The organism is Streptomyces thermospinosisporus, from assembly GCF_039526425.1.
GTDB classification, from domain to species: Bacteria; Actinomycetota; Actinomycetes; order Streptomycetales; family Streptomycetaceae; genus Streptomyces; species Streptomyces thermocarboxydovorans.
Genome location: NZ_BAAAIZ010000062.1, coordinates 29,855 through 52,885 on the forward strand (window position 1 = coordinate 29,855; position 23,031 = coordinate 52,885).

Below are 23,031 nucleotides of genomic sequence, written 5' to 3' on the forward strand. Positions count from 1 at the left end.
AGGCCGGCTGGAGCGTCACACGTCCTTGCTCAGGTTCGGACCCGTGCCGCCGGCGGCCTGCTCGATCGGCGGGACGTCGGGCAGGGCCGACTTCTCCTCGCCGCGGAAGGTGAACTTCTGGTTCTCACCCTCGCCCTCGGTGTCCACGACCACGATGTGACCGGGACGCAGCTCGCCGAAGAGGATTTTCTCCGACAGCGAGTCCTCGATCTCGCGCTGGATCGTGCGGCGCAGCGGCCGGGCGCCCAGCACCGGGTCGTAGCCCTTCTTGGCCAGCAGCTCCTTGGCGGACTGGGAGAGCTCGATGCCCATGTCCCGGTCCTTCAGGCGCTCGTCCACCTTGGTGATCATCAGGTCGACGATCCGCAGGATGTCGTCCTGGGTCAGCTGCGGGAAGACCACCACGTCGTCGACGCGGTTGAGGAACTCGGGACGGAAGTGCTGCTTGAGCTCGTCCGAGACCTTGTTCTTCATCCGCTCGTAGTTGGTCTTCGTGTCGCCCGCGGCGGCGAAGCCCAGGTTGAAGCCCTTGGAGATGTCCCGGGTGCCGAGGTTGGTCGTCATGATGATGACCGTGTTCTTGAAGTCCACGACCCGGCCCTGGGAGTCGGTCAGGCGACCGTCCTCCAGGATCTGCAGCAGCGAGTTGAAGATGTCCGGGTGGGCCTTCTCCACCTCGTCGAACAGGACCACGGAGAACGGCTTGCGGCGGACCTTCTCGGTCAGCTGACCGCCCTCTTCGTAGCCCACGTAGCCGGGAGGCGAGCCGAAGAGCCGCGAGACCGTGTGCTTCTCGCTGAACTCCGACATGTCGAGGGAGATCAGCGCGTCCTCGTCGCCGAAGAGGAACTCCGCGAGCGCCTTGGACAGCTCCGTCTTACCGACACCGGACGGGCCGGCGAAGATGAACGAGCCACCGGGACGCTTGGGGTCCTTCAGACCCGCACGGGTGCGGCGGATCGCCTTGGACAGCGCCTTGACGGCGTCGTCCTGGCCGATGACCCGCTTGTGCAGCTCGTCCTCCATGCGGAGCAGACGGCTGGACTCCTCCTCGGTGAGCTTGAAGACCGGGATGCCGGTGGCGGTCGCCAGGACCTCGGCGATCAGCTCGCCGTCGACCTCGGCGACGACGTCCATGTCGCCGGCCTTCCACTCCTTCTCCCGCTTCGCCTTGGCGGCCAGGAGCTGCTTCTCCTTGTCGCGCAGGGAGGCGGCCTTCTCGAAGTCCTGCGAGTCGATCGCGGACTCCTTGTCCCGGCGGACCGCGGCGATCTTCTCGTCGAACTCGCGCAGGTCCGGCGGCGCGGTCATCCTGCGGATGCGCATCCTCGAGCCGGCCTCGTCGATCAGGTCGATCGCCTTGTCCGGCAGGAAGCGGTCCGAGATGTACCGGTCGGCCAGGGTGGCGGCCTGGACCAGCGCCTCGTCGGTGATGGAGACGCGGTGATGCGCCTCGTACCGGTCGCGCAGGCCCTTGAGGATCTCGATGGTGTGCGGCAGGGACGGCTCGGCGACCTGGATCGGCTGGAAGCGGCGCTCCAGGGCCGCGTCCTTCTCCAGGTGCTTGCGGTACTCGTCCAGCGTCGTGGCGCCGATGGTCTGCAGCTCACCACGGGCCAGCATCGGCTTGAGGATGCTCGCCGCGTCGATGGCGCCCTCGGCGGCACCCGCACCGACCAGCGTGTGCAGCTCGTCGATGAACAGGATGATGTCGCCGCGGGTGCGGATCTCCTTGAGCACCTTCTTCAGGCGCTCCTCGAAGTCACCGCGGTAGCGGGAACCGGCGACCAGGGCACCCAGGTCGAGGGTGTAGAGGTGCTTGTCCTTCAGGGTCTCGGGCACCTCGCCCTTGACGATGGCCTGGGCGAGGCCCTCGACGACGGCGGTCTTGCCGACGCCGGGCTCACCGATCAGCACCGGGTTGTTCTTGGTACGGCGGGACAGCACCTGCATGACCCGCTCGATCTCCTTCTCGCGCCCGATCACCGGGTCGAGCTTGGACTCACGAGCGGCCTGGGTGAGGTTCCGGCCGAACTGGTCGAGGACCAGGGACGTGGAAGGCGTGCCCTCCGCAGGACCGCCGGCGGTGGCGGTCTCCTTGCCCTGGTAACCGGAGAGCAGCTGGATCACCTGCTGCCGCACACGGTTCAGATCAGCGCCCAGCTTGACCAGGACCTGGGCGGCGACGCCCTCGCCCTCGCGGATCAGGCCGAGCAGGATGTGCTCCGTGCCGATGTAGTTGTGGCCCAGCTGAAGGGCCTCGCGGAGCGACAGCTCCAGGACCTTCTTGGCACGGGGGGTGAAGGGGATGTGGCCGGACGGGGCCTGCTGGCCCTGGCCGATGATCTCCTCCACCTGCTGGCGGACCGCCTCGAGCGAAATCCCGAGGCTCTCAAGGGCCTTGGCGGCGACACCCTCACCCTCGTGGATCAGGCCCAGGAGGATGTGCTCGGTGCCGATGTAGTTGTGGTTGAGCATCCGGGCTTCTTCCTGAGCCAGGACGACAACCCGCCGCGCGCGGTCGGTGAACCTCTCGAACATCGTTAATCGCTCCTCAGAGCGGTCAGGCAGTGGGGGGAACTTCCCCTCCCTGTCCTTCCGCAGCTTAGTCCCGCAAGCGGGGACCGCTCATTCCAACTGCCGACACCGTCGATGGCCTCCTGACCCCGAACGCCGACATCTGCTCCAACCCGATGGTGCGAGACGATGTTCCCGCAGGCCAGGCAGTTACCCCCATCGCCAGTACGCCCATGGCGAACGTGAGACGTCCTGCCCTGCTTGTCGCCCCCTCCCACTAGGGATGTCTTACCCGCAGCTACAGAGAGTCCATGCCGAGTGCACGGGTTCCCTCCGCTACGGGCGAACAACCTTGCGCCGTTTACCGCCCCCGCGCGCCCCCTCGTTCGACACTCTCCGCATACGTGTGTGAACCCAGCGTAACCCAGGCCCGCTTGTGGCAGTTGCACTTGGCATGGCCCCCACCGTCCCGCCGCCACGCCGGCCGTTCGAATCGGCCTCGGCGGGCGCGGAGAGCACGCCCCTGGAAGGGGTCCTGCACTGGTACGAGAACGCGCTGGGGTGGCCCACGGTGCCCGGGGATCCGGTGCGTCTGGTGGTGGGGGTGCGCTTCGACGTCCTCGACGTGCCGGCCGAGGCGGGGTACGCGGCGCTGTGCCGCCTGACCCCGGCGGGGTGCGCCTTCCCGGTGGCCGTGCAGGGCGACCGGATGCGTCTGCTGGTGGCCGCGGGCGGCGCGGAGGAGCTGCCCGGGCTCCTGGAGTGGCTGGAGTGGGGAGACGTCCGCCTCGATCTGGTGGGGATGGGCGCGGGGTGCCTGATGGAGGCGCCGGCGCCCATGCCCGCGCCGGCTCGGGGACGTGCCCGATCGCGAGGGGCCGCCGTATGGCTGCGGCCCCCCGAGCCGGGGTGCGAGGGCACGGCCTCGCTGCCGACGCTGCCGGCGATGGGGGGCCGCGCGGGCGCCCTCGATCTCACGCGGGTGGTGAGCGCGGTGGCCACGCAGTGCCACCGGGTCCGGCTGCGGCGCGGGTGCGCCCAGCCGGCGGTCGTACCGGCCCTGTGACGGGCCGCTTCGGGGCCGGCCGGACCGGCCCTCAGCCGTTGGCCTTCTCGTAGGCCTCGCGAATGGACGCGGGGACGCGACCGCGGTCGTTCACCTCGTAGCCGTTCTCCTTCGCCCAGGCGCGGATGGCCGCGGTGTCCTGGCTGCCGGACGACGAGGAACGCGACTTCCGTCCGCCCGAGGCGCGGCCTCCGGTACGACGACCGTTCTTCACGTAAGGCTCGAGAAGGCTGCGGAGCTTGTCCGCATTAGCGGTGGTGAGATCGATCTCGTACGTCTTGCCGTCCAGCGCGAACGTCACGGTCTCGTCCGCCTCGCCACCGTCGAGGTCGTCGACAAGAAGGACCTGAACCTTCTGTGCCACCGGATTTCCTTTCATCGATATCTACGGGACCAGGGAGTGCCGGCGTCCGCCGTATCGCCGGCCCCTGTTATATGCAGTACTGCAGTACGTCGGAAAGCAAACCGCTTTTGCCGTAAAAACACAAACCCCCGGCACAGTCCGGCCCGCCGGGCCCGGCCCGGAAACATGCGCGTTTCGGACATAGGGCACCGCGTCAAGGGGGGCCGGGGGCGGATTCCGCGACGATCACAGATGCAGAAGCATCCGGCTGTTGCCCAGGGTGTTCGGTTTCACTCGTTCGAGACCGAGGAACTCCGCGACACCCTCGTCATAGGAACGCAGCAGCTCGGCGTAGACCTCGGTGTCGACGGGTGTCTCGCCGATCTCCACGAAGCCGTGCTTGCCGAAGAACTCCACTTCGAAGGTGAGACAGAATACGCGGCGAACGCCGAGCCAGCGGGCGGTCTGCAGCAACTTCTCCAGCAGGCGGTGTCCGACACCGGCGCCCTTCAGGCCGGGCTGCACCGCCAGGGTGCGGACTTCCGCGAGGTCTTCCCACATCACGTGCAGGGCGCCGCACCCGACGACCTCGGCGTTGTCGTCCCGTTCCGCGACCCAGAACTCCTGGATGTCCTCGTAAAGGGTGACCGTCGCTTTGTCGAGGAGGATGCCGTCGCGGACGTAGATGTCGAGGAGCCGGCGTACCGCCGGGACATCGCTGGTGCGGGCTCGTCGGACGGTGAGGGCATTTGCGGTGACTTCGAGGGTGTCTGCTGAGCTGTCTGCTGACATGAGCGGACGCTATCGTCCGGGGCGGTCCTCTGCGGAGCCGGGGTTCTCGCTGCGAGGGTTCCCGTTCCCGGACGGAAGGTTCTCGGACGGAAGGTTCTCGGACGGGGCGTTCTGTGTGCCGGGCATGTCGGGGGCGGCGTTCTCGACGGCGGGGTTCCCGGTGTCCGGCATCTCGGACGCCGCGTTCTCGGCGTCCGGCATCTCGGACGCCGCGTTCTCGGTGCCGGCGTTCTCGGTCCCGGCGTTCTCGGTGTCCGCCTTCCCGGCCTCGGGGTTCTCCGGGCGGGGGTTCTCGGCGGGTTCCGTTGTTTCCGGAAGCTGGACGATGCGTATGGCATCTGTCAGGGCCTTGCGCTGTTCATCGCTCATCATGCCGAAGAAGGCGACGAGGGCCGCGGCGGGGTTGTCGCTCTGCGACCAGGCGTCGTTCATCAGTGCGGCCGCGTAGGCGGCGCGAGTGGAGACCGCCTCATATCGATAGGCCCGGCCTTCCGCCTCGCGGCGCACCCAGCCCTTCTGATGAAGATTGTCCAAAACGGTCATCACCGTGGTGTAGGCGATGGAGCGTTCCTTCTGGAGATCTTCCAGGACTTCTCGAACGGTCACCGGGCGGTTCCACTTCCACACCCGCGTCATGACCGCGTCTTCGAGTTCTCCCAATGGGCGAGGCACACCTCGAACAATAGTGGGAGATCCCTGCGGTGGCGTGCGCAACGTGGACAAAAGGGGCGTACGGGTGGGCGCGGGGTGGTGTGACTGCGGGTCTGGAGGTGTGACCGCAGGTCTGGTGTGACTGCAGGTCTGCGGGTCCGTGCGGGCCGTACGCCCAGCGGCATGGGTGCGTTGCCGGTGTGAGCCGGTGGGTGCGTGCCGGGGGGGGGCCGGTGTCAGGTGGTGCTCTGGGTGCCCTCGGCGGTGGGGCCGGACTGCTTGGCGGCCTCCGCGCGGGCGAGGGCCGCGTCGACGGCGGCGTCCTCCTTGGCCTTGTTGGCGCCACCCTGGGTCTTGATGATCACTCGGATCACGCCGATGAAGAGTGCGGCCATCACGGCCGGGGGCAGCAGGGCGGAGACGTAGTCCATGGGTCCAGAGTAGCCAGCGGGAGGCTGCGATCTTCCGGGGGCTGGGAGCGGCAGCGAGTGGTCTAAGTCAGCCGGCGGCGAGCTGCTGGTCCGGGGGCGGGGGCGGCGGGGTGGGCTTGCGCCGGGGGAAGACCTCGCCGGGTGTGGGGATCGGGCGGTTGCGCCCGGGGGTGGCGCCGGGGCCTCCGGGGGAGGCGGGGGTGGCCGGCTTCGGCTGGGTCTTGGGCTGGGTCTTGGGCTGCTGGGGCTGGGACGGGGTGGGCTTGCGGGTGGGCTGCTCGGGCTGCTCGTCGCCCTGCCGGGTTCCGGCGGAGGCGGACTGACCGCCGGGGAGGGCGAGGAGGTGGGTGGCGGTGGCGCGGGGACGGGTGCGGGTGCGCGTGCGCTTGCGGGACGCGGGGATCGCCGGGGTTGCTGGAGCTGCCGGGGTGGCCGGGGTGGCCGGGGCCGTCTCGGTCATCGTCGCCGGAGTGGTCTCCTCCGCGGGGGCGGCGGGGGCGGGGACCGACCGGGAGGCGAGGCGGGAGCGGACGTCCTGCTCGGCGAGGTGCTGGCAGCGGTGCAGGAGGGTGGCCGCGGCGGGATTGCCGCGCAGGGCGCGGAGGGCGGCGAGGTCGTCGGGGACGGGGCGGTATCCGGCGCCCAGCGCCTCCTCCAGGAGCGTGAGATAGCCGGCCGCGGTGCCGGGGAGGGCGGCGCGGTAGCGGCCGAGATCGGCCACGAGGAAGGCACGCAGCCGGGCACTCTCCCGCGTGGCCTCGTCGAGCGAGTCGGCGAGGCGGAGGCAGTCCTGGACGTCCTCGGCCGAGGCGGATGTGGGGTGAAGGGCGAGGGCGAGGGCGCGGCGGAGCACACGCAGCTCCTCCACACCGAACGCCATGCCGCCGCGGGATCCGTATGGCGTGGGCATGCGGCGACGATACGCGCTAATCAGACAAACACGGTGATAGGCGCCACACGTGGCGCCCGCTGCCACTCGCCTGGCCGGTGCGGCTGGGTGGGGGTGCGCGTGGCCATGCCTGCGGCGCAACCGCGCCTCCGGTGGGGGTACGCGTAGCGCCCACGGTGGGAGGGTGGGTCGGGGCCGGGCCGGTGGTATCCGTCCTCGGTCTGGCGCGGAATCGGTCGCCTTTCAGGTACGGGCGCGGACGCGCCGGCCGCTGCGGGCGGACACCACCACCCCGGGCCCTCCCCGCCGCGCGCGTCCGCGGCACGCCCAAGCCCGGTGCCCTGCTGATCGCCGTGCGCGGCTACCCGCGCCGCGTCACTGCGGGCAGTCGTGCCGCCTGGGGCGATGGGAGTGCCCCCGCTCGAGCGCAGCCGAGAGTGGGGGCACCCCTCCAGCGGGGCCGGCGCAAACCCACCCCCGGCCAGCACCCACCCCGGGTGCGCTTCAGTGAACGCCCGGAGAGATGTCGGCGGTGTTGGTCAGAGGCGGGAGGCGTTGCGTTCGTAGACGAGGCGGAGGCCGATGAGGGTGAGCCAGGGCTCGTGCTCGTCGATGACGGAGGATTCGCCGAGGACCATGGGGGCCAGGCCGCCCGTGGCGATGACGGTGACGTCGTCGGGGTCGTCCGCCAGCTCACGGGCCATGCGGTTGACCACACCGTCGACCTGGCCGGCGAAGCCGTAGATGATGCCCGACTGCATGGCCTCGACCGTGTTCTTGCCGATGACGGACCGGGGACGGGCGACTTCGATCTTGCGCAGCTGGGCCCCGCGGACGCCCAGGGCCTCGACGGAGATCTCGATGCCGGGCGCGATGACACCGCCGACGTACTCGCCACGCGCGCTCACCGCGTCGAAGGTGGTGGCCGTGCCGAAGTCGACGACGATGGCGGGGCCGCCGTAGAGGTCGACCGCGGCGACCGCGTTGATGATCCGGTCCGCACCGACCTCCTTGGGGTTGTCGGTGAGGATCGGCACGCCGGTCTTGACGCCGGGCTCGACGAGGACGGCAGGGACGTCGCCGTAGTAGCGGCGGGTGACCTCGCGCAGTTCGTGCAGCACGGAGGGGACCGTCGCGCAGATGGCGATGCCGTCGATGCCGTCGCCCAGCTCCTCGCCGAGCAGCGGGTGCATGCCCATCAGACCCTGGAGGAGGACGGCCATTTCGTCGGCCGTGCGGCGCGCGTCCGTGGAGATGCGCCAGTGCTCGACGATGTCGTCGCCGTCGAAGAGGCCCAGGACCGTGTGCGTGTTGCCTACGTCGATCGTCAGCAGCATGGGGTTATTCCGCCGCTCGCAGGTCGAGGCCGATGTCCAGGATGGGAGAGCTGTGGGTGAGGGCACCCACGGCGAGGTAGTCGACGCCGGTGTCGGCGTACGCCTTGGCGTTGTCGAGGGTGAGGCGGCCGGACGCCTCGAGGGCCGCGCGGCCCTTGACCAGGGCGACGGCCTCCTCGCACTCGCCGGGGGTGAAGTTGTCCAGCAGGATCAGGTCGGCGCCCGCGTCCAGCACCTCGCGGAGCTGGTGCAGGGTGTCGACCTCCACCTCGATGGGGACGTCCGGGAAGCGTTCGCGGACCGCCTGGAAGGCCTGGGCGACGCCGCCCGCGGCGATGACGTGGTTGTCCTTGACCAGGGCCGCGTCGGAGAGGGACATGCGGTGGTTGACGCCGCCGCCGCAGCGCACCGCGTACTTCTCCAGGCTGCGCAGTCCGGGGGTGGTCTTGCGGGTGTCGCGGACCTTGGCGCGGGTGCCCTCGAGGGCGTCCGCCCAGGCGCGGGTGGCGGTGGCGATGCCGGAGAGGCGGCACAGGATGTTGAGGGCGCTGCGTTCGGCGGTGAGCAGGTCGCGGGTGCGGGTGGTGACGGAGAGGAGCACCTGGCCGGGTTCCACGCGGTCGCCGTCCTCGGCGTGCCGCTCGACCTCGAACTCCTCGGTGCAGACGACGGAGAGGACCGCCTCGGCGATGCGCAGGCCGGCGACCACGCCGGCCTCGCGGGCGGTGAAGTCGGCGGTGGCGACGGCGTCCTCGGGGATGGTGGCGACGGTGGTGACGTCCTCGCCGTCGGCCAGGTCCTCCTGGATGGCCACGTTGGCGATGTCCTCGACCTCCACGGGGTCCAGGCCCGCGTCGGCCAGCAGCTGGGCGAGTGCGGGGTCGAGGCCGCACTCGAGGTAGGTCTCCTCGCCGGCCCCGCAGCCGCAGCCGTCGCCGCAGCCACCGGAGGGGACGAGGGGGAGGTCGGGGGTGGTCACGGTGTTCACTGCTCCTGGGTGGCGTGGCGGGTCGGGGGGAAGTCTGTGCCGTCGGTGGTGTGTGCCGCCAGCGTCCGGTCCGGATCGAGCCGTACGACGATGTGGCGGCGCCAGGCGGTGTCGTCGCGCTCGGGGTGGTCCTCGCGCCAGTGGCAGCCGCGGGTCTCCTTGCGCAGCCGGGCGGCGGCGACCAGGACGCGGGCCACGCACAGCAGGTTGGTGGCCTCCCAGGTGTCGACGCCCGGTTCGGCGGTCTTGCCGTGCTCGGCGAGGGCGTCGCGGGCCTCGGCGTGCAGGCGTTCCAGCTGGTCGGCGGCGGCGGCGAGGGAGGCCTCGGAGCGCAGCACGCCGGCTCCCCGGGTCATGATCCGCTGGATGGCGAAGCGGGCCTCCGGCGGGAGCAGGGGGTGCGCGGGGCGCTCGGACTGGGGCAGGGGGTGCGGGTCGCGCGCCTGGAGGGGGCCCCGGGCGATGTCGGCGGCGATGCGCTCGGCGTAGACCAGGCCCTCCAGGAGGGAGTTGGAGGCGAGCCGGTTGGCGCCGTGCACGCCGGTGCAGGCGACCTCGCCGCACGCGTACAGGCCCGGCACGGTGGTGCGGCCGTGGGAGTCGGTGCGCACGCCGCCGGAGGCGTAGTGGGCGGCCGGGGCGACCGGGATGGGCTCGGTGACCGGGTCGATGCCGTGGGCGCGGCAGGCGGCGAGGATCGTCGGGAAGCGGTGCTCCCACATCTCGGCGCCGAAGTGGCGGGCGTCGAGATACATGTGCTCGGCGTCCAGCTCCTGCATGCGGCGCATGATGCCCTTGGCGACGATGTCGCGGGGCGCGAGCTCGCCCAGTTCGTGGCGGCCGGTCATGAAGCGGACGCCGTCGGCGTCCACCAGGTGGGCGCCCTCGCCGCGCACCGCCTCGGAGACCAGCGGCTGCTGCCCCTCGGCGTCGGGGCCGAGGAAGAGGACGGTGGGGTGGAACTGGACGAACTCCAGGTCGCTGACCTCCGCGCCGGCGCGCAGCGCGAGGGCCACGCCGTCGCCGGTGGAGACGGAGGGGTTGGTGGTGGCGCTGAACACCTGGCCCATGCCGCCGGTCGCCAGGACCACGGCGGGGGCGTGCACCGCGCCCACCCCGTCGTGCTGGCCCTCCCCCATGACATGCAGGGTCACGCCGGCCGTGCGGCCCTCGGCGTCGGTGAGGAGGTCCAGGACGAGGGCGTTCTCGATGGTCCGCACGCCGCGGGCGCGCACCGCCTCGACCAGGGCGCGGGAGATCTCCGCACCGGTGGCGTCGCCGCCGGCGTGGGCGATGCGGCGCCGGTGGTGGCCACCCTCGCGGGTGAGCGCCAGGCCGCCGTCGGAGGACTGGTCGAACTGGGCGCCGGTGGCGATCAGCCGCCGTACCGCGTCGGGGCCCTCGGTGACCAGGATGCGCACCGCCTCCTCGTCGCACAGGCCGGCGCCCGCGACCAGGGTGTCGTCCAGGTGCTGTGCGGGAGTGTCGCCCTCGCCGAGCGCCGCGGCGATGCCGCCCTGGGCCCAGCGGGTGGAGCCGTCGTCCAGGCGGGCCTTGGTGACGACGACCGTGGTCAGACCCGCCGCCTCGCAGCGCAGGGCCGCGGTGAGACCGGCCACGCCGGAGCCGACGACCACCACGTCCGCCGGGATCGACCACCCTGGAGCGGGCGCGTGCAGTCGTATGCCTGTGCTGGTCACGAGGCGTCTCCGAACGTTCCGAAGGTCAGCGGGATGTTGTCGATCAGGCGGGTCGAGCCCACCCGTCCGGCGACGGCAAGCACGGCCTCACCGGTGAAGTCGTCGCCGATCTCCGTGAAGTCGGCGGGGTCGACCAGGGCCAGGTAGTCCAGCTCCAGCGGCGGGTCGAGCCGGGCCGCCTCGTCGAGGACCTGGCGGGCGGCGGCGCGGATCGCGGCGGGCCCGCCGGATGCCGTCGCCACGGCGTGCGCGTCGGCGGCCGCGCGGGACTCCCCTATGGCGCTGAGCGCCTCGGCCCGCGCCCGGCTGGAGGGCACCTCGCGGGCCCGGGCGCGCAGCGCCTCCAGCGCGATGTGCCGGTCGCGGCCGGCGAACAGGGCCCGGGACAGGGCGAGGGCGGTGCGCCGCTCCTGGGGCGAGAGGTAGCGGTTACGGCTGGACAGGGCCAGGCCGTCCTCCTCGCGGACGGTGGGGACGGCGACGATGTCCACACCGAAGTTCAGATCGCGCACCATGCGCCGGATCAGGGCCAGCTGCTGGGCGTCCTTCTGGCCGAAGAACGCCACGTCGGGGCGGGTCAGGTGGAGCAGCTTGGCGACGACGGTGAGCATCCCGTCGAAGTGGCCGGGGCGTGCGGCGCCCTCCAGCCGCTCCCCCATGGCCCCGGCGCGCAGGGTGACCTCCGGCCTGCCGCCCGGGTACATCTCCTCGACGGAGGGTGCGAAGACGATGTCGGCGCCCGCCTGCTCGGCGGTCTTCAGGTCGGCGTCCAGGGTGCGCGGGTAGCGGTCCAGGTCCTCGCCCTCGCCGAACTGCAGCGGGTTGACGAAGACGGTGACCGTCACGAAGCCCTCGCGGCCGACGTGCTCGCGGGCGGCGCGGATCAGCGTGGCGTGGCCCTCGTGCAGCGCGCCCATGGTCATCACCACGGCGGTGCGGCCGGGGACCGCGTGCCGGTCGAGGGCGTCGTGGAGGTCCGCCGCGGTGGGGGCGAGTGCGAAGGTGCGGGTCATCGGTCTTCCCCGTTCTCGGGTGCGGCCGCGCCGTCGGCGAGCACACCCAGCAGGTCCTCGGCGAGTTCTGGCTTGAGCAGGCCGTGGGCGAGGGCCCGGTCGGCGGTGGCGCGGGCCATCGCCAGATACCCGGCGACGGTGGCGGGCGCGTGGCGGCGCAGCTCGGTGATGTGCGCGGCCACGGTGCCCGCGTCGCCGCGCGCGACGGGCCCGGTCAGCGCGGCGTCGCCGGAGCGCAGGGCATTGTCCAGGGCGGCGCCGAGCAGCGGGCCGAGCATCCGGTCGGGGGCGCCGACGCCCGCCGTGCGCAGCAGCTCCATGGACTGGGCGACGAGGGTGACCAGGTGGTTGGCGCCCAGGGCGAGAGCCGCGTGGTAGAGGGGGCGGTTCTCCTCGGCGATCCACTCCGGTTCGCCGCCCATCTCGATCACCAGGGCCTCGGCGGCCAGCCGCAGCTCCTCGGGCGCGGTGACGCCGAAGGAGCAGCCGGCGAGCCGCTGCACGTCGACGGGGGTGCCGGTGAAGGTCATCGCCGGGTGCAGGGCGAGCGGCAGCGCACCGGCGCGCAGGGCGGGGTCGAGCACCTTGGTGCCGTACCGCCCGGAGGTGTGCACCAGCAGCTGGCCCGGCCGCACCGCGCCGGTGCCGGCGAGCCCGGAGACCAGCTCGGGCAGGGCGTCGTCGGGGACGGTCAGCAGCACCAGCTCGGCCCGCTGCAGCACCTCGGCGGGCGGCACCACCGGTACCTCGGGGAGCATCTGCTCGGCGCGTCGGCGGGAGGCGTCGGACACGGCGGAGACGGCCACCGGGCGGTGCCCGGCCAGCTGCAGGGACGCGGCCAGGGCGGGGCCCACGCGTCCGGCGCCTACGACACCTACGGTGAGCCGCGCGGGGCGGTCCCGGGGATCCGGCTGTGGGGTTGTGTTCACGCGACGGCGGCCTTCCCGTTCCAGTCCGCTCGGGTACCGGACGATTTCTCGTCATGCTAACGCGAGGGGTCTCTCGGACGGTCGGCTGTCCACAGGCTGTGGGTTTCCGCTGCCCCCGTACAGCGGCGCCCGGGATGATCGCGGGCATGAGCGATACGGCGGGACGGGCAGAAGAGACGGAAGAGACGGAAGCGACGGAAGAGAGCCGGCGGGCGGATGCGGACCGGGAGGGAACGGTCCGGGAGGGAACGGTCCGGGAGGGAACGGTCCGGGAGGGAACGGTCCGGGAGGGAACGGTCCGGGAGGGAACGGTCCGGGAGGGGGCGTCGCCGCGGGAGCGGAGGGCGCGGCTGCGGGAGCGGCGGCTGGCGGCGCACCGGTCGGCGCGGCGGGTGCTCTCCCGCCCGGCGTCGGCAGCATCCCTGCGGGAGCGGCTCGCGCTGCTCGACGGAGCGGGCGGCCTGTACGACCTCGACGAACCGGGTGACCTGTACGGCGACGGCGTGGTGGAGGCGCTGGAGGAGCGGACCGCGGCCCTGCTCGGCCTGGAAGCCGCCGCGTTCTTCCCCACCGGCACGATGGCCCAGCAGGTCGCGCTGCGCTGCTGGGCGGGCCGCACCGGCAGCCCCGTGGTCGCACTGCACGCGCTCGGCCATCCCGAGATACACGAGCGGCACGCCTTCAGCCAGGTCAGCGGGCTGCGCCCGGTGCATCTGAGCGACGCACCCCGGCAGCCCACCGCCGAGGAGGTACGGGACCTGGACGAGCCGTTCGGCACGTTGATGCTGGAACTGCCGCTGCGCGAGGCGGGGTTCGTGCTGCCGGACTGGGAGGAGCTGACCGCGGTCGTCGAGGCGGCACGGGAACGGGACGCGGTGGTCCACTTCGACGGGGCCCGCATCTGGGAGTCCACGGTCCGCCTCGGCCGCCCGCTGGAGGAGATCGCGGGCCTCGCGGACAGCGTCTATGTGTCGTTCTACAAGTCCCTCAGGGGGTACGGCGGCGCCGCGCTGGCCGGTCCGCGCACGCTCGTGGAGGAGGCGAAGGCCTGGCGGCACCGGTACGGCGGCTCGGTGTTCCAGCAGTTTCCGACCGTGCTGTCGGCGCTGGTGGGTCTGGAGCACGAGCTGCCCCGGCTGCCCGAGTACGTGGCCCGTGCGCGTCTGGTGGCCGCAGGCCTGCGGGAGGGGTTCGCGGCGGCCGGGGCGCCCTGGGCACGCGTGCATCCGGAGGTGCCGCACACCCACGAGTTCCAGGTCTGGCTGGCCCACGACGCCGACGCCGCCACCGAGGCCGCCGTCCGGCAGACCGAGGAGACGGGCGTGGAGCTGTTCTTCCGGCCCTGGCAGCCGGCCGGACCCGGGCTCGCCGTCACCGAGGTCGGCGTGGACGCGGCCGGGCTGGAGTGGACGGCGGAGGAAGTGACCGAGGCGGTCGGCGCGTTCTGCGCCCGGCTCGGCGGGGCCGCGGGCGGCCGGTAGTCCAGTAGTAGGGGCGGAGAGCAGTCCGGTAGTAGGGGCGGAGAGCGAGTGCAGCCACCGGGCCGGGTCGGCCCGGATGCGACTGTGCCGCAACCTCGCCCGCAGCGCGTGCACCACGGGCGAGCCGGCGCAGGTGCACGGCATGACGGCCCCGGAGACATCCCGCCGTCTGGCCGTGCTGAAGAAGGCGGGCCTGGTGACCACGCGCCGGCGCGGGCGGTACGTACTGCACCAGCTGGACGTGGCCGTCGTGGCCCGCCTCGGCAGCGACTTCCTCGAGGGATCCTGCGCTGAGGGCACACGGAACGCGTCTCAGCGGCTCAGCGGCTCAGCGGCTCAGCGGCTCAGCGGCTCAGCGGCTCAGTCGAAGCGGATGTGCCGGAGGCCTACGCGCGCCTGCTGCAGCCTGGTGCGCAGCGGGCCCTCGTGATGGGGGCGCAGCTTCAGCCCGGCCAGGACGGCGATGCGGTCCGCGGTCTTCGGGATGCTGGTGCGGTCCGTCCACAGGTGCTCGGCGAACTCCGGCTGGGCCAGCCGCTCCAGGCAGTGGTCGAGCTGCCGGACCGCCCAGCTCTCCCCGCGCCGTGCCGCGCGCTGTCCGGTGAGGCGGCGCAGCACAGCCACGATGTGACGCTCCCGCAGCCGCCGCAGCACGGTCTCGCGCTCGGCGAGCAGGGTGAAGTGGCGTACGTCGTGACCGAGTTCGCGCAGCCGTCCCACGGTCTCGGCGAAGCAGTCGCTGTCGGTGACCGTCATGGGGGCGATCACCACGCCCTCGTGCTTGGTGAGGACCAGGTCGAGCACCTCGACGACGCCCTGCCGCCAGGAAGCCAACTCCTGGAAGTCACCCCGCAGTTCGGGCGGGAGCATGCGTTGCAGGCCGAAGCCGGCGTGCTCCGGGTCGCAGATCACGCTGCCCGGCAGGCGGCGCTGTATCTCGTGTGCGGTCTGTGTCTTGCCGCCCCCGAAGGGGCCATTGATCCACAGCAGCATGCGCGGCACCCTACCGGCGTGCGGGACCCCGGTGCGGCGGGTCAGCCGAGTCCGCCCGCCCGCACCAGACCCGTCTCGTAGGCGAGGACGACGACCTGCACGCGGTCGCGCAGCCCCAGCTTGGTGAGGATGCGGCCCACATGGGTCTTCACGGTCGCCTCGGAGAGCACCAGCCGGGCCGCGATCTCGCCGTTGGACAGGCCCTGCGCGACCAGGATCATCACCTCGCGCTCCCGCTCGGTGAGCCGGGACAGCTCCTTGTGCTCGGGCTGCTTGGTGCCGCCCGGCAGCATCGGCGCGAAGCGGTCCAGGAGCCGGCGGGTGGTGGACGGGGCCACCACGGCGTCGCCGCTGTGCACCGCCCGGATCGCGCTGAGCAGCTCGCCGGGCGGCACGTCCTTGAGCATGAAGCCGGAGGCGCCCGCCTTCAGCCCGGAGAAGGCGTACTCGTCGAGGTCGAAGGTGGTCAGGATCAGCACCTTCGGCGGGTCGGTGTCCTGGCAGATCCGCCGGGTGGCCTCCACGCCGTCCAGCTTGGGCATGCGGACGTCCATCAGGACGACGTCGACGGGGGTGGAGCGCAGCAGCTGCAGGGCCTCGACGCCGTCGCCCGCCTCCGCCACGACCTCCATGTCCGGCTGGGCGGCCAGCACCATCCGGAACCCGGTGCGCAGCAGCACCTGGTCGTCGACGAGCATCACGCGAATCGTCATCGGGGCCTCTTCCGTCGTTGCGCGGGGCAGCTCTTACAGGTGTCAACACGGGGCATGGCGGGCTTCAGGACGCGGGTTTGAGCGGCAGCAGCGCGCTGATGCGGAATCCTCCGCCGGGGCGGGGACCGGCGTCCAGGGTGCCGCCGACCATGCCGACCCGTTCCCGCATGCCGATCAGACCGTGGCCCTGGCCGTCCAGGCCGCCTTCCTCGTACAGCTCGTGCGGGGCGCCCTTGCCGTCGTCCTCCACCAGCAGGCCGAGCCCGTCGTCGAAGTAGACCAGCCGCACACTGGCGCCCGCGTTGGGCCCGCCGTGCTTGCGGGTGTTGGTCAGCGCCTCCTGCACGATGCGGTACGCGGTGAGCTCGACGCCGCTGGGCAGCGGACGCGGGGTGCCCTCGATCTTGAAGTCCACGGGCAGCCCGGCCTCCCGGCACTGCTCCACCAGCTCCTCGATCTGCTGCACATCGGGCTGCGGGACGTACTCCCCCGTCTCCTGGTGCTCGCCGGTGCGCAGCACGCCCAGCAGGCGGCGCATCTCGGCGAGGGCCTGGCGGCCGGTGGAGGAGATGGTCTCCAGCGCCTTCTTCGCCTGGTCGGGGGCAGTGTCGAGCACATAGGCGGCGCCGTCGGCCTGCACCACCATCACCGAGACGTTGTGCGCCACGACGTCGTGCAGCTCGCGTGCGATACGGGCGCGTTCGGCGGCGACCGCGACCTTCGCCTGTGCCTCGCGCTCCTTCTCCAGCCGTGCCGCACGCTCCTCCAGCTGCGCGAAGTAGGCGCGCCGGGTGCGGATGGAGTCGCCGAGCACCCAGGCGAGGGCGAAGGGCACGGTCTGGAATATCGCCATGGCGATGTTGCCCGCCGTGCTCGCGTTCTCGTCGGGCCAGCGCAGCTGCGCCAGGGGCGCGGCGCACAGCCCCGCCGTGAGCGCGAAGCGGGAGGCCCAGCGGGCGCCGGTCGCCGCGACCGTGTAGACGATCACCAGCATGGCGAAGTTCGCGGGCAGCGTCGCCACATCGGCGACCAGCTGCAGCACGCCGGTCGCCGCGGCGAGGATCAGCATGCGCTCCGGCATCCGGCGGCGCAGCGCCACGACCAGGGACAGCAGCAGCACCACCGGCAGGATCAGCGCGAGCTGATCGGTGCCCCGGGCGCCCTCCGGGGATGCCGCGCCGAGCACCGAGATCCCGAACAGGACGACGGCCCAGAAGCCGTCGACCCAAGCCGGGTGCCTGCGGAGGAAGTCATAGAGGCGCTGCACGTAACCCAGCGTAGGGAAGCGAAATGCGTGCAGGGGTCAACCGATGGGCCGATCCCCGGTCGGCGCGCGTACTCCGCAAGGTGGAGGCCCGGAACGTCCGTGCAGCCAGGACCGCGCTTAACCTGGGCCGGTGACAGCAGGGACGGCGGACGGCGACCGGCGCGAACCGGACGGCACCGAGCGGGGCTGGCGGGCAGCCGCCCAGGAGGCGCTGTACGGGCCCGAGGGGTTCTACCGCAGGCCCGAGGGGCCCGCCGGGCACTTCCGCACCTCGGTGCACGCCTCCGCGCTCTTCGCCGGGGCCGTGGCCCGGCTGCTGTGCCGGGTGGACGAGGCGCTCGGCCGGCCCCCGGTGCTCGACTTCGTGGACATGGCGGCCGGACGGGGCGAGCTGGTCACCGGGGTGCTCGCCGCGCTGCCCGAGGAGACGGCCGCCCGCACGCGCGCGTACGCCGTGGAGCTGGCGGACCGGCCCGGCGGACTCGATCCCCGCGTGGAGTGGCGCGCCGAGCCGCCGGAGCGGGTCACCGGGCTGCTGTTCGCCAACGAGTGGCTGGACAACGTGCCCGTGGAGGTCGCCGAGACCGACTCCACGGGCACGGCGCGGCGGGTGCTGGTGCGCGCGGACGGGACGGAGCGGCTCGGGGAGCCGGTCGGCGGGGACGAGGCCGCGTGGCTGGCGCGGTGGTGGCCGCTGGGTGGCGAGGAGGGGCTGCGCGCGGAGATCGGTCTCGACCGGGACCGCGCCTGGGCGTCGGCCGTCGCGGCGGTGGAGCGCGGGGTGGCGGTCGTGGTGGACTACGGGCACCTGGCGGAGGCACGGCCGCCGTTCGGGACGCTCACCGGCTTCCGGGACGGGCGGGAGACGCTGCCCGTCCCGGACGGCTCCTGCGACATCACCGCACATGTCGCCGTGGACGCGTGTGCGGCGGCCCCCGGGCTGCCCGGCGCGCGGCTGCTCACCCAGCGGGAGGCGCTGCGCGCCCTGGGCGTGACCGGCGCCCGCCCGCCGCTCGCGCTGGCCTCGACGGACCCGGCCGCCTACGTACGGGCCCTCGCGGGCGCCGGGGAGGCGGCCGAACTCACCGCGGAGGGCGGGCTCGGGGACTTCTGGTGGGTGGTGCAGGTGGTGGGGATGGCGGAGGAGTTCGATGTCTTCGGGAGTGTCCCGGATGGGTTGGGGGATCTCCCGGAGGGGTTCGGGGGTCTCCCGGAGGGGTTCGGGGGTCTCCCGGAGGGGTCCGGGGATCTCCCGGAGGGGTCCGGGAGTGGTGAGCGGTAGGCCGCGTGCCGGGTGCCCGAAGCGTGCCGGGTGCCCGTGGACCTACTTGTCGATGTCGCCCACCACGAAGAACATCGAGCCCAGGATCGCCACCATGTCCGCCACCAGCGTGCCCGGCAGCAGCTCGGTCAGGGCCTGGATGTTGTTGTACGACGCCGAGCGCAGCTTGAGCCGGTACGGCGTCTTGTCGCCCTTGCTGACCAGGTAGTAGCCGTTGATGCCGAGCGGGTTCTCGGTCCAGGCGTAGGTGTGGCCCTCGGGGGCCTTGAGGACCTTGGGGAGCCGCTGGTTGACCGGGCCGGGCGGCAGCTCGGCGAGCCGGTCCAGGCAGGCGTCGGCGAGGTCCAGGGAGTTGTGGGTCTGCTCCAGCAGGCACTCGAAGCGGGCCAGGCAGTCGCCCTCCTCGCGGGTCACCACCTTCAGCACGTCGCCCAGCTCGCCGTAGGCGAGATACGGCTCGTCGCGGCGCAGGTCGAAGTCGACGCCGGAGGCGCGGGCGATCGGACCGCTCACCCCGTAGGCGTGCACGGTCTCCGGGGAGAGAACCCCGACGCCGCGGGTGCGGCCGCGGAAGATCTCGTTGCCCAGCACCAGGTCGTCGAAGCGGTCCATGCGGGAGCGCACATCGGCGACGGCGGCCCGGGCGCGCCGCGTCCAGCCCGCCGGGAGGTCCTCCTTGAGCCCGCCGACGCGGTTGAACATGTAGTGCATGCGCCCGCCGGAGACCTCCTCCATGACGTGCTGCAGCTCCTCGCGCTCCCGGAACGCGTAGAAGATCGGGGTGATGCCGCCGAGCTCCAGCGGATAGGAGCCGAGGAACATCAGGTGGTTGAGGACCCGGTTCAGCTCGGCGAGCAGCGTGCGCAGCCACACCGCGCGCTCGGGCACCTCCATGCCGAGCATCCGCTCCACGCCGAGCACCACGCCCAGCTCGTTGGAGAACGCCGACAGCCAGTCGTGCCGGTTGGCCAGCATGATGATCTGGCGGTAGTCGCGGGCCTCGAACAGTTTCTCCGCGCCGCGGTGCATATAGCCGATCACCGGCTCCGCGCGGGAGATGCGCTCGCCGTCCAGGACCAGCCTCAGCCGCAGCACGCCGTGCGTGGACGGGTGCTGCGGGCCGATGTTGAGCACCATGTCGGTGCTCTCCGCCGCGCCGCCGATACCGACCATGGTCTCCGTCGTAGGAGTCATGGACACAGTCTCTCCTACGTACGCTGGCGGCATGGAGACGGGGAGCCCGCACGTCACGACCGAGGAAGAGCCCGAGTGGATCGCGCTGCCGCCCGGGCTGCTGAAGATGCGGCGGTTGCTGCTGGTGGTGTGGCTGGGGCTGCTGACACTGGCCGCCGGCCTGGTGCCGGGGCTGCTGGCGGGGCCCGGCTGGGCCGCCTTCGCGGTGCTGCCGCTGGCGCTGATGATCTGGGGCTGGGGCATGCTGGAGCGCAACTGGCGCTCCTGGCGGTACGCCGAGCGGGCCGACGACCTGCTGATCAGCCGGGGTGTGCTGTGGCGTGAGCAGACGGTGGTGCCGTACGGGCGGATGCAGCTGGTGGAGGTGACCTCCGGGCCGGTGGAGCGGCACTTCGGGCTGGCGAGCGTGCAGCTGCACACGGCGGCCGCGGCGACCGATGCGACGATTCCGGGGCTCGATCCGGCCGACGCGGAGCGGTTGCGCGACCGGCTCACCGAGCTGGGCGAGGCCCGATCGGCGGGGCTGTGACGGGCCCGGACGCCCGCAAGGACGTGGGCGAAGGCGTGGGCCAGGGCGTGCGCGAGGGCGCGGGGCAGGGCGTGCGCGAGGGCGCGGGTCAGGGCGTGCGCGAGGGGCGTCCTGTGATCGAGCGGCGGCTGCATCCGGTCACGCCGCTGCGGCGGGCGTGGGCGCCGGTGGCCGTGCTGATCGGGTGGGCGGTGCACGATCCGGACCAGGCGCAGCGGCAGCTGAGCCGGCTGACCACGACGACGCTGCTGATCGCGCTCGCGGTGCTCCTTCCGGCCGCGGCGCTGTACGGGTTTCTGAGCTGGTGGTTCACGCATTTCGCGGTGACGGACACCGAGTTGCGGGTGCGGACGGGGCTGCTGTTCCGGCGCACCGCGCACATCCGGCTGGAGCGGATCCAGGCGATCGACGTCACCCAGCCGCTGCTGGCGCGGGTCGCCGGGGTGGCGAAGCTGAAGCTGGATGTGATCGGGACCGACAAGAAGGACGAGCTGGCCTTTCTCGGGGCGGAGGAGGCGCGGGCACTGCGGGCGGAGCTGCTGGCGCGGGCGGCCGGGTTCGCGCCGGAGACCGCGCACGAGGTGGGCGAGGCACCGGCCCGGGAGCTGCTGCGGGTCCCTCCGGGGGTGCTGGCGGTGTCGCTGGTGCTGACCGGGGCGACGTGGGGGTGGCTGGTCGTCGCCTCGGTGGCGATACCGCTGCTGTGGATCGCCACCCACAGCCTGTGGACGGTGCTGGCGGCCGGGGTGCCGATGCTGGGTGCGGCCGGGGCGAGCAGTGCGGGGCGGTTCGTGGCCGAGTACGACTGGACGGTCGGGGAGTCGCCCGACGGGCTGCGGATCGATCACGGGCTGCTGGACCGGGCGCACGAGACGGTGCCGCCGGGGCGGGTGCAGACGGTGCGGATCGTGGAGCCCTGGCTGTGGCGGCGGCGGGGGTGGGTGCGGGTCGAGCTGGACGTGGCCGGGTCGTCGAACTCGCTGCTGGTGCCGGTCGCTCCGCGGGAGCTGGCGGAGGCGGTGATCGCGCGGGTGCTGCCCGGGGCGCGGGTGCCGGCGGCGTCGGAGCTGGCGGGGGCGCCGCGGCGGGCGCGGTGGTGCGTGCCGGTGTGGTGGCGGGGGTACGGGCTGGTGGTGACGGAGGCGGTGTTCGCTGCGCGACACGGGCTGCTTCGGCGGAGCCTTGCCTTGGTACCGCATGCCAAGGTGCAGAGCGTGCGGTTGACGCAGGGGCCCTGGGAGCGGGCTCGGGGGGTTGCCGATGTGCACGTCGACAATGGCGCAAATCGATCGGTCACGGCGCGGCTGCGGGGCGCGGAGGAGGCCGCGGCGCTTCTCCGTTCCCAGGCGGAACGCTCCCGCACGGGCCGCCGAGACGCCCGCCCGGACCGCTGGATGACGTGACTGCGGCTGGGTGGGGGCATTCGTGCCGCTGGGACGATGGGGTCCCCCCGCTCGAGCGAAGCGCCGAGAGTGGGGGAGGGTGGGCGCAGCGGCACCCCGCCAGCGCGGGTGAGCGCAAACCCACCCCCGGCCAGCACCCACGCCGGGTGCCCAAGTAGGCGCCGGTGGGCTGCACAGTTCAGCTCACCCGGAAACGAGAAGTGACCCGCTGTTCAGGAGACCGCGCTGCGGAGGCCCTGGACGTTGATGTGTTCTGTTTCATCGTGGGCCGTGAGGTCGATGACCTGGCTGACCGCCCGCGACTCCTTGCCCGCCGGCTTGAACTCCGCCTCCGCCTCGGCCTTGTGCAGCGCAAGCGCCTCCTGACCGACCACATCGGCAAGATCCTCGTTCTGCACAGCCTCCAGCGCGGCCCGTTCCACACCCTTCTTCTTCGTACCGAAGAAGTCGAAGCCCCCCTCCGGCGCCGACCGGCGCACCGGCGCCGTCTGCGGCACGACCGCGACAGCCGTGGGCACCGTGAAGTGACCGGCGGGCCGCCCGCCCTGCTGAGCCGGTACCGCCGGAGGCTGGGTGGCGGCCGCCCCCTCATGGCCGGCGACCGCCTCGGGCTTCCCCGCCGCCTCGTCCTCCGGCGGCGCGTCGTTCCTGGTGGGCTCGGGACCGTCGTCCTCGGGGCTGCCTCCGCCCTCGGCAGGCGCCGCCATGTCCGCCTTCGCCTTCGTCTTCGCGGAGTTCTCGTCCGCCTTGGCGGGCTTGTCGTCGTCGTCCTTCTCGAGGCGCGTCAGGGCGGCGTTGGCGCGGAGGAAGAGCTGGGAGCCCTCGGGGGAGAAGACCGCGGGGATGTCGTCCCTGACCGGCTCCTCTGCGGCGGCGGGCTCGTCCTGCTCCGCGGCGGGGGCGTCCCCCGTGCCCACCGGCAGCGCACGTGCGGGGGCCGCGGCCTCTATCTCCAGCACCCGGCGCTGCTCCAGGACGCTCGCCCGGTCCGCCTCCGCCGTGGCGTAGCGGCGCAGCAGGGCCGCGTGCTCGTTGCGCAGCCCGGCCAGCTCCGCCCGCTTGGCCCGCAGCCGCTGCTCCAGCTTCTGGCGCAGCTCGCGCGACTCGTCGAGGTCGGCCTCCAGTTCGGCGACCCGCTCCTCGAAACGCCACTCGTCGCTCGCCCGCGCCCGCGTGAGGTCGGCGACGCGTTTGCCCGCCTGGATGTCCCAGCGCCGCATCACGACCGCGCCGGTCACCGCCGTGGCCGCCGCGGCCGCGGACAGGATCCGTAGCACCGTCGTGTGCGTGAACACCCAGGGCCCCAGGGCACAGACGAGGGACACGCCTGCGATCGCCGACGGGGGCAGCATCCTGTGCAGAGGCGGGGAATGGCGGTGACGTCCACGTGGCATGGCCAGAAACTTACCGCGAGTAGGCGAATGATGGACCCCCGCCCCGTAAAAACAAAGCCATACCGACGCTTTCACAGCGCATCAGGGAACCCGGTTGAATCGTGAATTGACACCGGGCC

Annotated in this window: 21 protein-coding genes and 1 pseudogene; 6 read left to right on the top strand and 16 right to left on the bottom strand. The window is 72.4% G+C overall.

Translation table 11 applies throughout. From position 1 onward, the window contains the following. Window positions 1-15: 15 nt before the first annotated feature. Window positions 16-2,541: an ATP-dependent Clp protease ATP-binding subunit gene (locus tag ABD207_RS20325; protein ID WP_344014529.1), complete on the bottom strand. Its 2,526-nt coding sequence runs from the start codon at window positions 2,539-2,541 to the stop codon at window positions 16-18. A gap of 430 nt (window positions 2,542-2,971) precedes the next feature. Between ABD207_RS20325 and ABD207_RS20330 the strand changes: the two genes are divergently transcribed. Next, the gene (locus ABD207_RS20330) at window positions 2,972-3,583 is read left to right on the top strand and encodes an SCO3374 family protein (protein ID WP_344014530.1); all 612 of its coding nucleotides are present in this window, start codon (window positions 2,972-2,974) and stop codon (window positions 3,581-3,583) included. Window positions 3,584-3,614: 31 nt separating this feature from the next. On the opposite strand, the gene ABD207_RS20335 is transcribed toward ABD207_RS20330, so the two are convergent. The 10 genes from ABD207_RS20335 to ABD207_RS20380 all read right to left on the bottom strand — a co-directional run bounded on the left by ABD207_RS20335 (window position 3,615) and on the right by ABD207_RS20380 (window position 12,656). Then, entirely contained in the window at window positions 3,615-3,947 is a 333-nt protein-coding gene (locus ABD207_RS20335; protein ID WP_167998578.1) for a histone-like nucleoid-structuring protein Lsr2, read from the bottom strand. A 225-nt stretch (window positions 3,948-4,172) separates the two neighbouring features. Next, the gene (locus ABD207_RS20340; RefSeq protein WP_344014531.1) at window positions 4,173-4,718 is read right to left on the bottom strand and encodes an amino-acid N-acetyltransferase; all 546 of its coding nucleotides are present in this window, start codon (window positions 4,716-4,718) and stop codon (window positions 4,173-4,175) included. A gap of 9 nt (window positions 4,719-4,727) precedes the next feature. Then, on the bottom strand, window positions 4,728-5,354 hold the full coding sequence (locus tag ABD207_RS20345) for a BlaI/MecI/CopY family transcriptional regulator (RefSeq protein WP_425580766.1): 627 nt from the start codon (window positions 5,352-5,354) through the stop codon (window positions 4,728-4,730). Window positions 5,355-5,605: 251 nt separating this feature from the next. Further along, complete coding sequence (locus ABD207_RS20350; protein ID WP_344002737.1) at window positions 5,606-5,800, bottom strand: hypothetical protein; 195 nt, start codon at window positions 5,798-5,800, stop codon at window positions 5,606-5,608. Between the two features lie 67 nt (window positions 5,801-5,867). Next, window positions 5,868-6,680: a hypothetical protein gene (locus ABD207_RS20355; RefSeq protein WP_344014579.1), complete on the bottom strand. Its 813-nt coding sequence runs from the start codon at window positions 6,678-6,680 to the stop codon at window positions 5,868-5,870. A 548-nt stretch (window positions 6,681-7,228) separates the two neighbouring features. After that, window positions 7,229-8,026 (bottom strand): type III pantothenate kinase, encoded by a 798-nt coding sequence (locus ABD207_RS20360; protein ID WP_344002740.1) that lies wholly within the window; start codon window positions 8,024-8,026, stop codon window positions 7,229-7,231. Between the two features lie 4 nt (window positions 8,027-8,030). Then, on the bottom strand, window positions 8,031-9,005 hold the full coding sequence (nadC, locus tag ABD207_RS20365; protein ID WP_344014533.1) for a carboxylating nicotinate-nucleotide diphosphorylase: 975 nt from the start codon (window positions 9,003-9,005) through the stop codon (window positions 8,031-8,033). Window positions 9,006-9,010: 5 nt separating this feature from the next. Next, window positions 9,011-10,714 carry an L-aspartate oxidase gene (locus tag ABD207_RS20370; protein ID WP_344014534.1) on the bottom strand — a complete coding sequence of 568 codons (1,704 nt, stop codon included), beginning with the start codon at window positions 10,712-10,714 and terminating at the stop codon, window positions 9,011-9,013. Then, entirely contained in the window at window positions 10,711-11,727 is a 1,017-nt protein-coding gene (gene panC, locus ABD207_RS20375) for a pantoate--beta-alanine ligase (RefSeq protein WP_344014535.1), read from the bottom strand. The genes ABD207_RS20370 and panC overlap by 4 nt, the downstream gene beginning before the upstream one ends. Then, complete coding sequence (locus tag ABD207_RS20380; protein ID WP_344014536.1) at window positions 11,724-12,656, bottom strand: Rossmann-like and DUF2520 domain-containing protein; 933 nt, start codon at window positions 12,654-12,656, stop codon at window positions 11,724-11,726. The genes panC and ABD207_RS20380 overlap by 4 nt, the downstream gene beginning before the upstream one ends. Before the next feature lie 146 nt (window positions 12,657-12,802). Here ABD207_RS20380 and ABD207_RS20385 point away from each other — a divergent pair, with 146 nt between their 5' ends. After that, on the top strand, window positions 12,803-14,137 hold the full coding sequence (locus ABD207_RS20385; protein WP_344014537.1) for a threonine aldolase family protein: 1,335 nt from the start codon (window positions 12,803-12,805) through the stop codon (window positions 14,135-14,137). A gap of 73 nt (window positions 14,138-14,210) precedes the next feature. Next, window positions 14,211-14,420 (top strand): annotated as a pseudogene (locus tag ABD207_RS20390) (ArsR/SmtB family transcription factor); the annotation flags it as partial. Window positions 14,421-14,497: 77 nt separating this feature from the next. On the opposite strand, the gene ABD207_RS20395 reads toward ABD207_RS20390, so the two are convergent. From ABD207_RS20395 to ABD207_RS20405, 3 genes are all read right to left on the bottom strand, one after another. Next, window positions 14,498-15,130, bottom strand: coding sequence for an AAA family ATPase (locus ABD207_RS20395; protein WP_344014538.1), 633 nt, complete (start codon window positions 15,128-15,130; stop codon window positions 14,498-14,500). Window positions 15,131-15,171: 41 nt separating this feature from the next. Next, window positions 15,172-15,843, bottom strand: coding sequence for a response regulator transcription factor (locus tag ABD207_RS20400; protein WP_344014539.1), 672 nt, complete (start codon window positions 15,841-15,843; stop codon window positions 15,172-15,174). Between the two features lie 64 nt (window positions 15,844-15,907). Continuing rightward, window positions 15,908-17,110 carry a sensor histidine kinase gene (locus tag ABD207_RS20405; protein WP_344014540.1) on the bottom strand — a complete coding sequence of 401 codons (1,203 nt, stop codon included), beginning with the start codon at window positions 17,108-17,110 and terminating at the stop codon, window positions 15,908-15,910. A 130-nt stretch (window positions 17,111-17,240) separates the two neighbouring features. Between ABD207_RS20405 and ABD207_RS20410 the strand changes: the two genes are divergently transcribed. Further along, the gene (locus ABD207_RS20410; protein ID WP_344014541.1) at window positions 17,241-18,392 is read left to right on the top strand and encodes an SAM-dependent methyltransferase; all 1,152 of its coding nucleotides are present in this window, start codon (window positions 17,241-17,243) and stop codon (window positions 18,390-18,392) included. A gap of 42 nt (window positions 18,393-18,434) precedes the next feature. Here ABD207_RS20410 and ABD207_RS20415 read toward each other — a convergent pair whose 3' ends face one another. Further along, window positions 18,435-19,586: an NADH-quinone oxidoreductase subunit D gene (locus ABD207_RS20415; RefSeq protein ID WP_167993460.1), complete on the bottom strand. Its 1,152-nt coding sequence runs from the start codon at window positions 19,584-19,586 to the stop codon at window positions 18,435-18,437. A gap of 31 nt (window positions 19,587-19,617) precedes the next feature. Between ABD207_RS20415 and ABD207_RS20420 the strand changes: the two genes are divergently transcribed. Both ABD207_RS20420 and ABD207_RS20425 read left to right on the top strand, forming a co-directional pair. Further along, entirely contained in the window at window positions 19,618-20,115 is a 498-nt protein-coding gene (locus tag ABD207_RS20420) for a PH domain-containing protein (protein ID WP_344014542.1), read from the top strand. Between the two features lie 71 nt (window positions 20,116-20,186). Beyond that, on the top strand, window positions 20,187-21,518 hold the full coding sequence (locus ABD207_RS20425; RefSeq protein ID WP_344014580.1) for a PH domain-containing protein: 1,332 nt from the start codon (window positions 20,187-20,189) through the stop codon (window positions 21,516-21,518). A 212-nt stretch (window positions 21,519-21,730) separates the two neighbouring features. Here the strand turns inward: ABD207_RS20425 and ABD207_RS20430 are convergent, their stop codons facing one another. Beyond that, on the bottom strand, window positions 21,731-22,912 hold the full coding sequence (locus ABD207_RS20430; RefSeq protein WP_344014543.1) for a hypothetical protein: 1,182 nt from the start codon (window positions 22,910-22,912) through the stop codon (window positions 21,731-21,733). Window positions 22,913-23,031 lie beyond the last annotated feature (119 nt).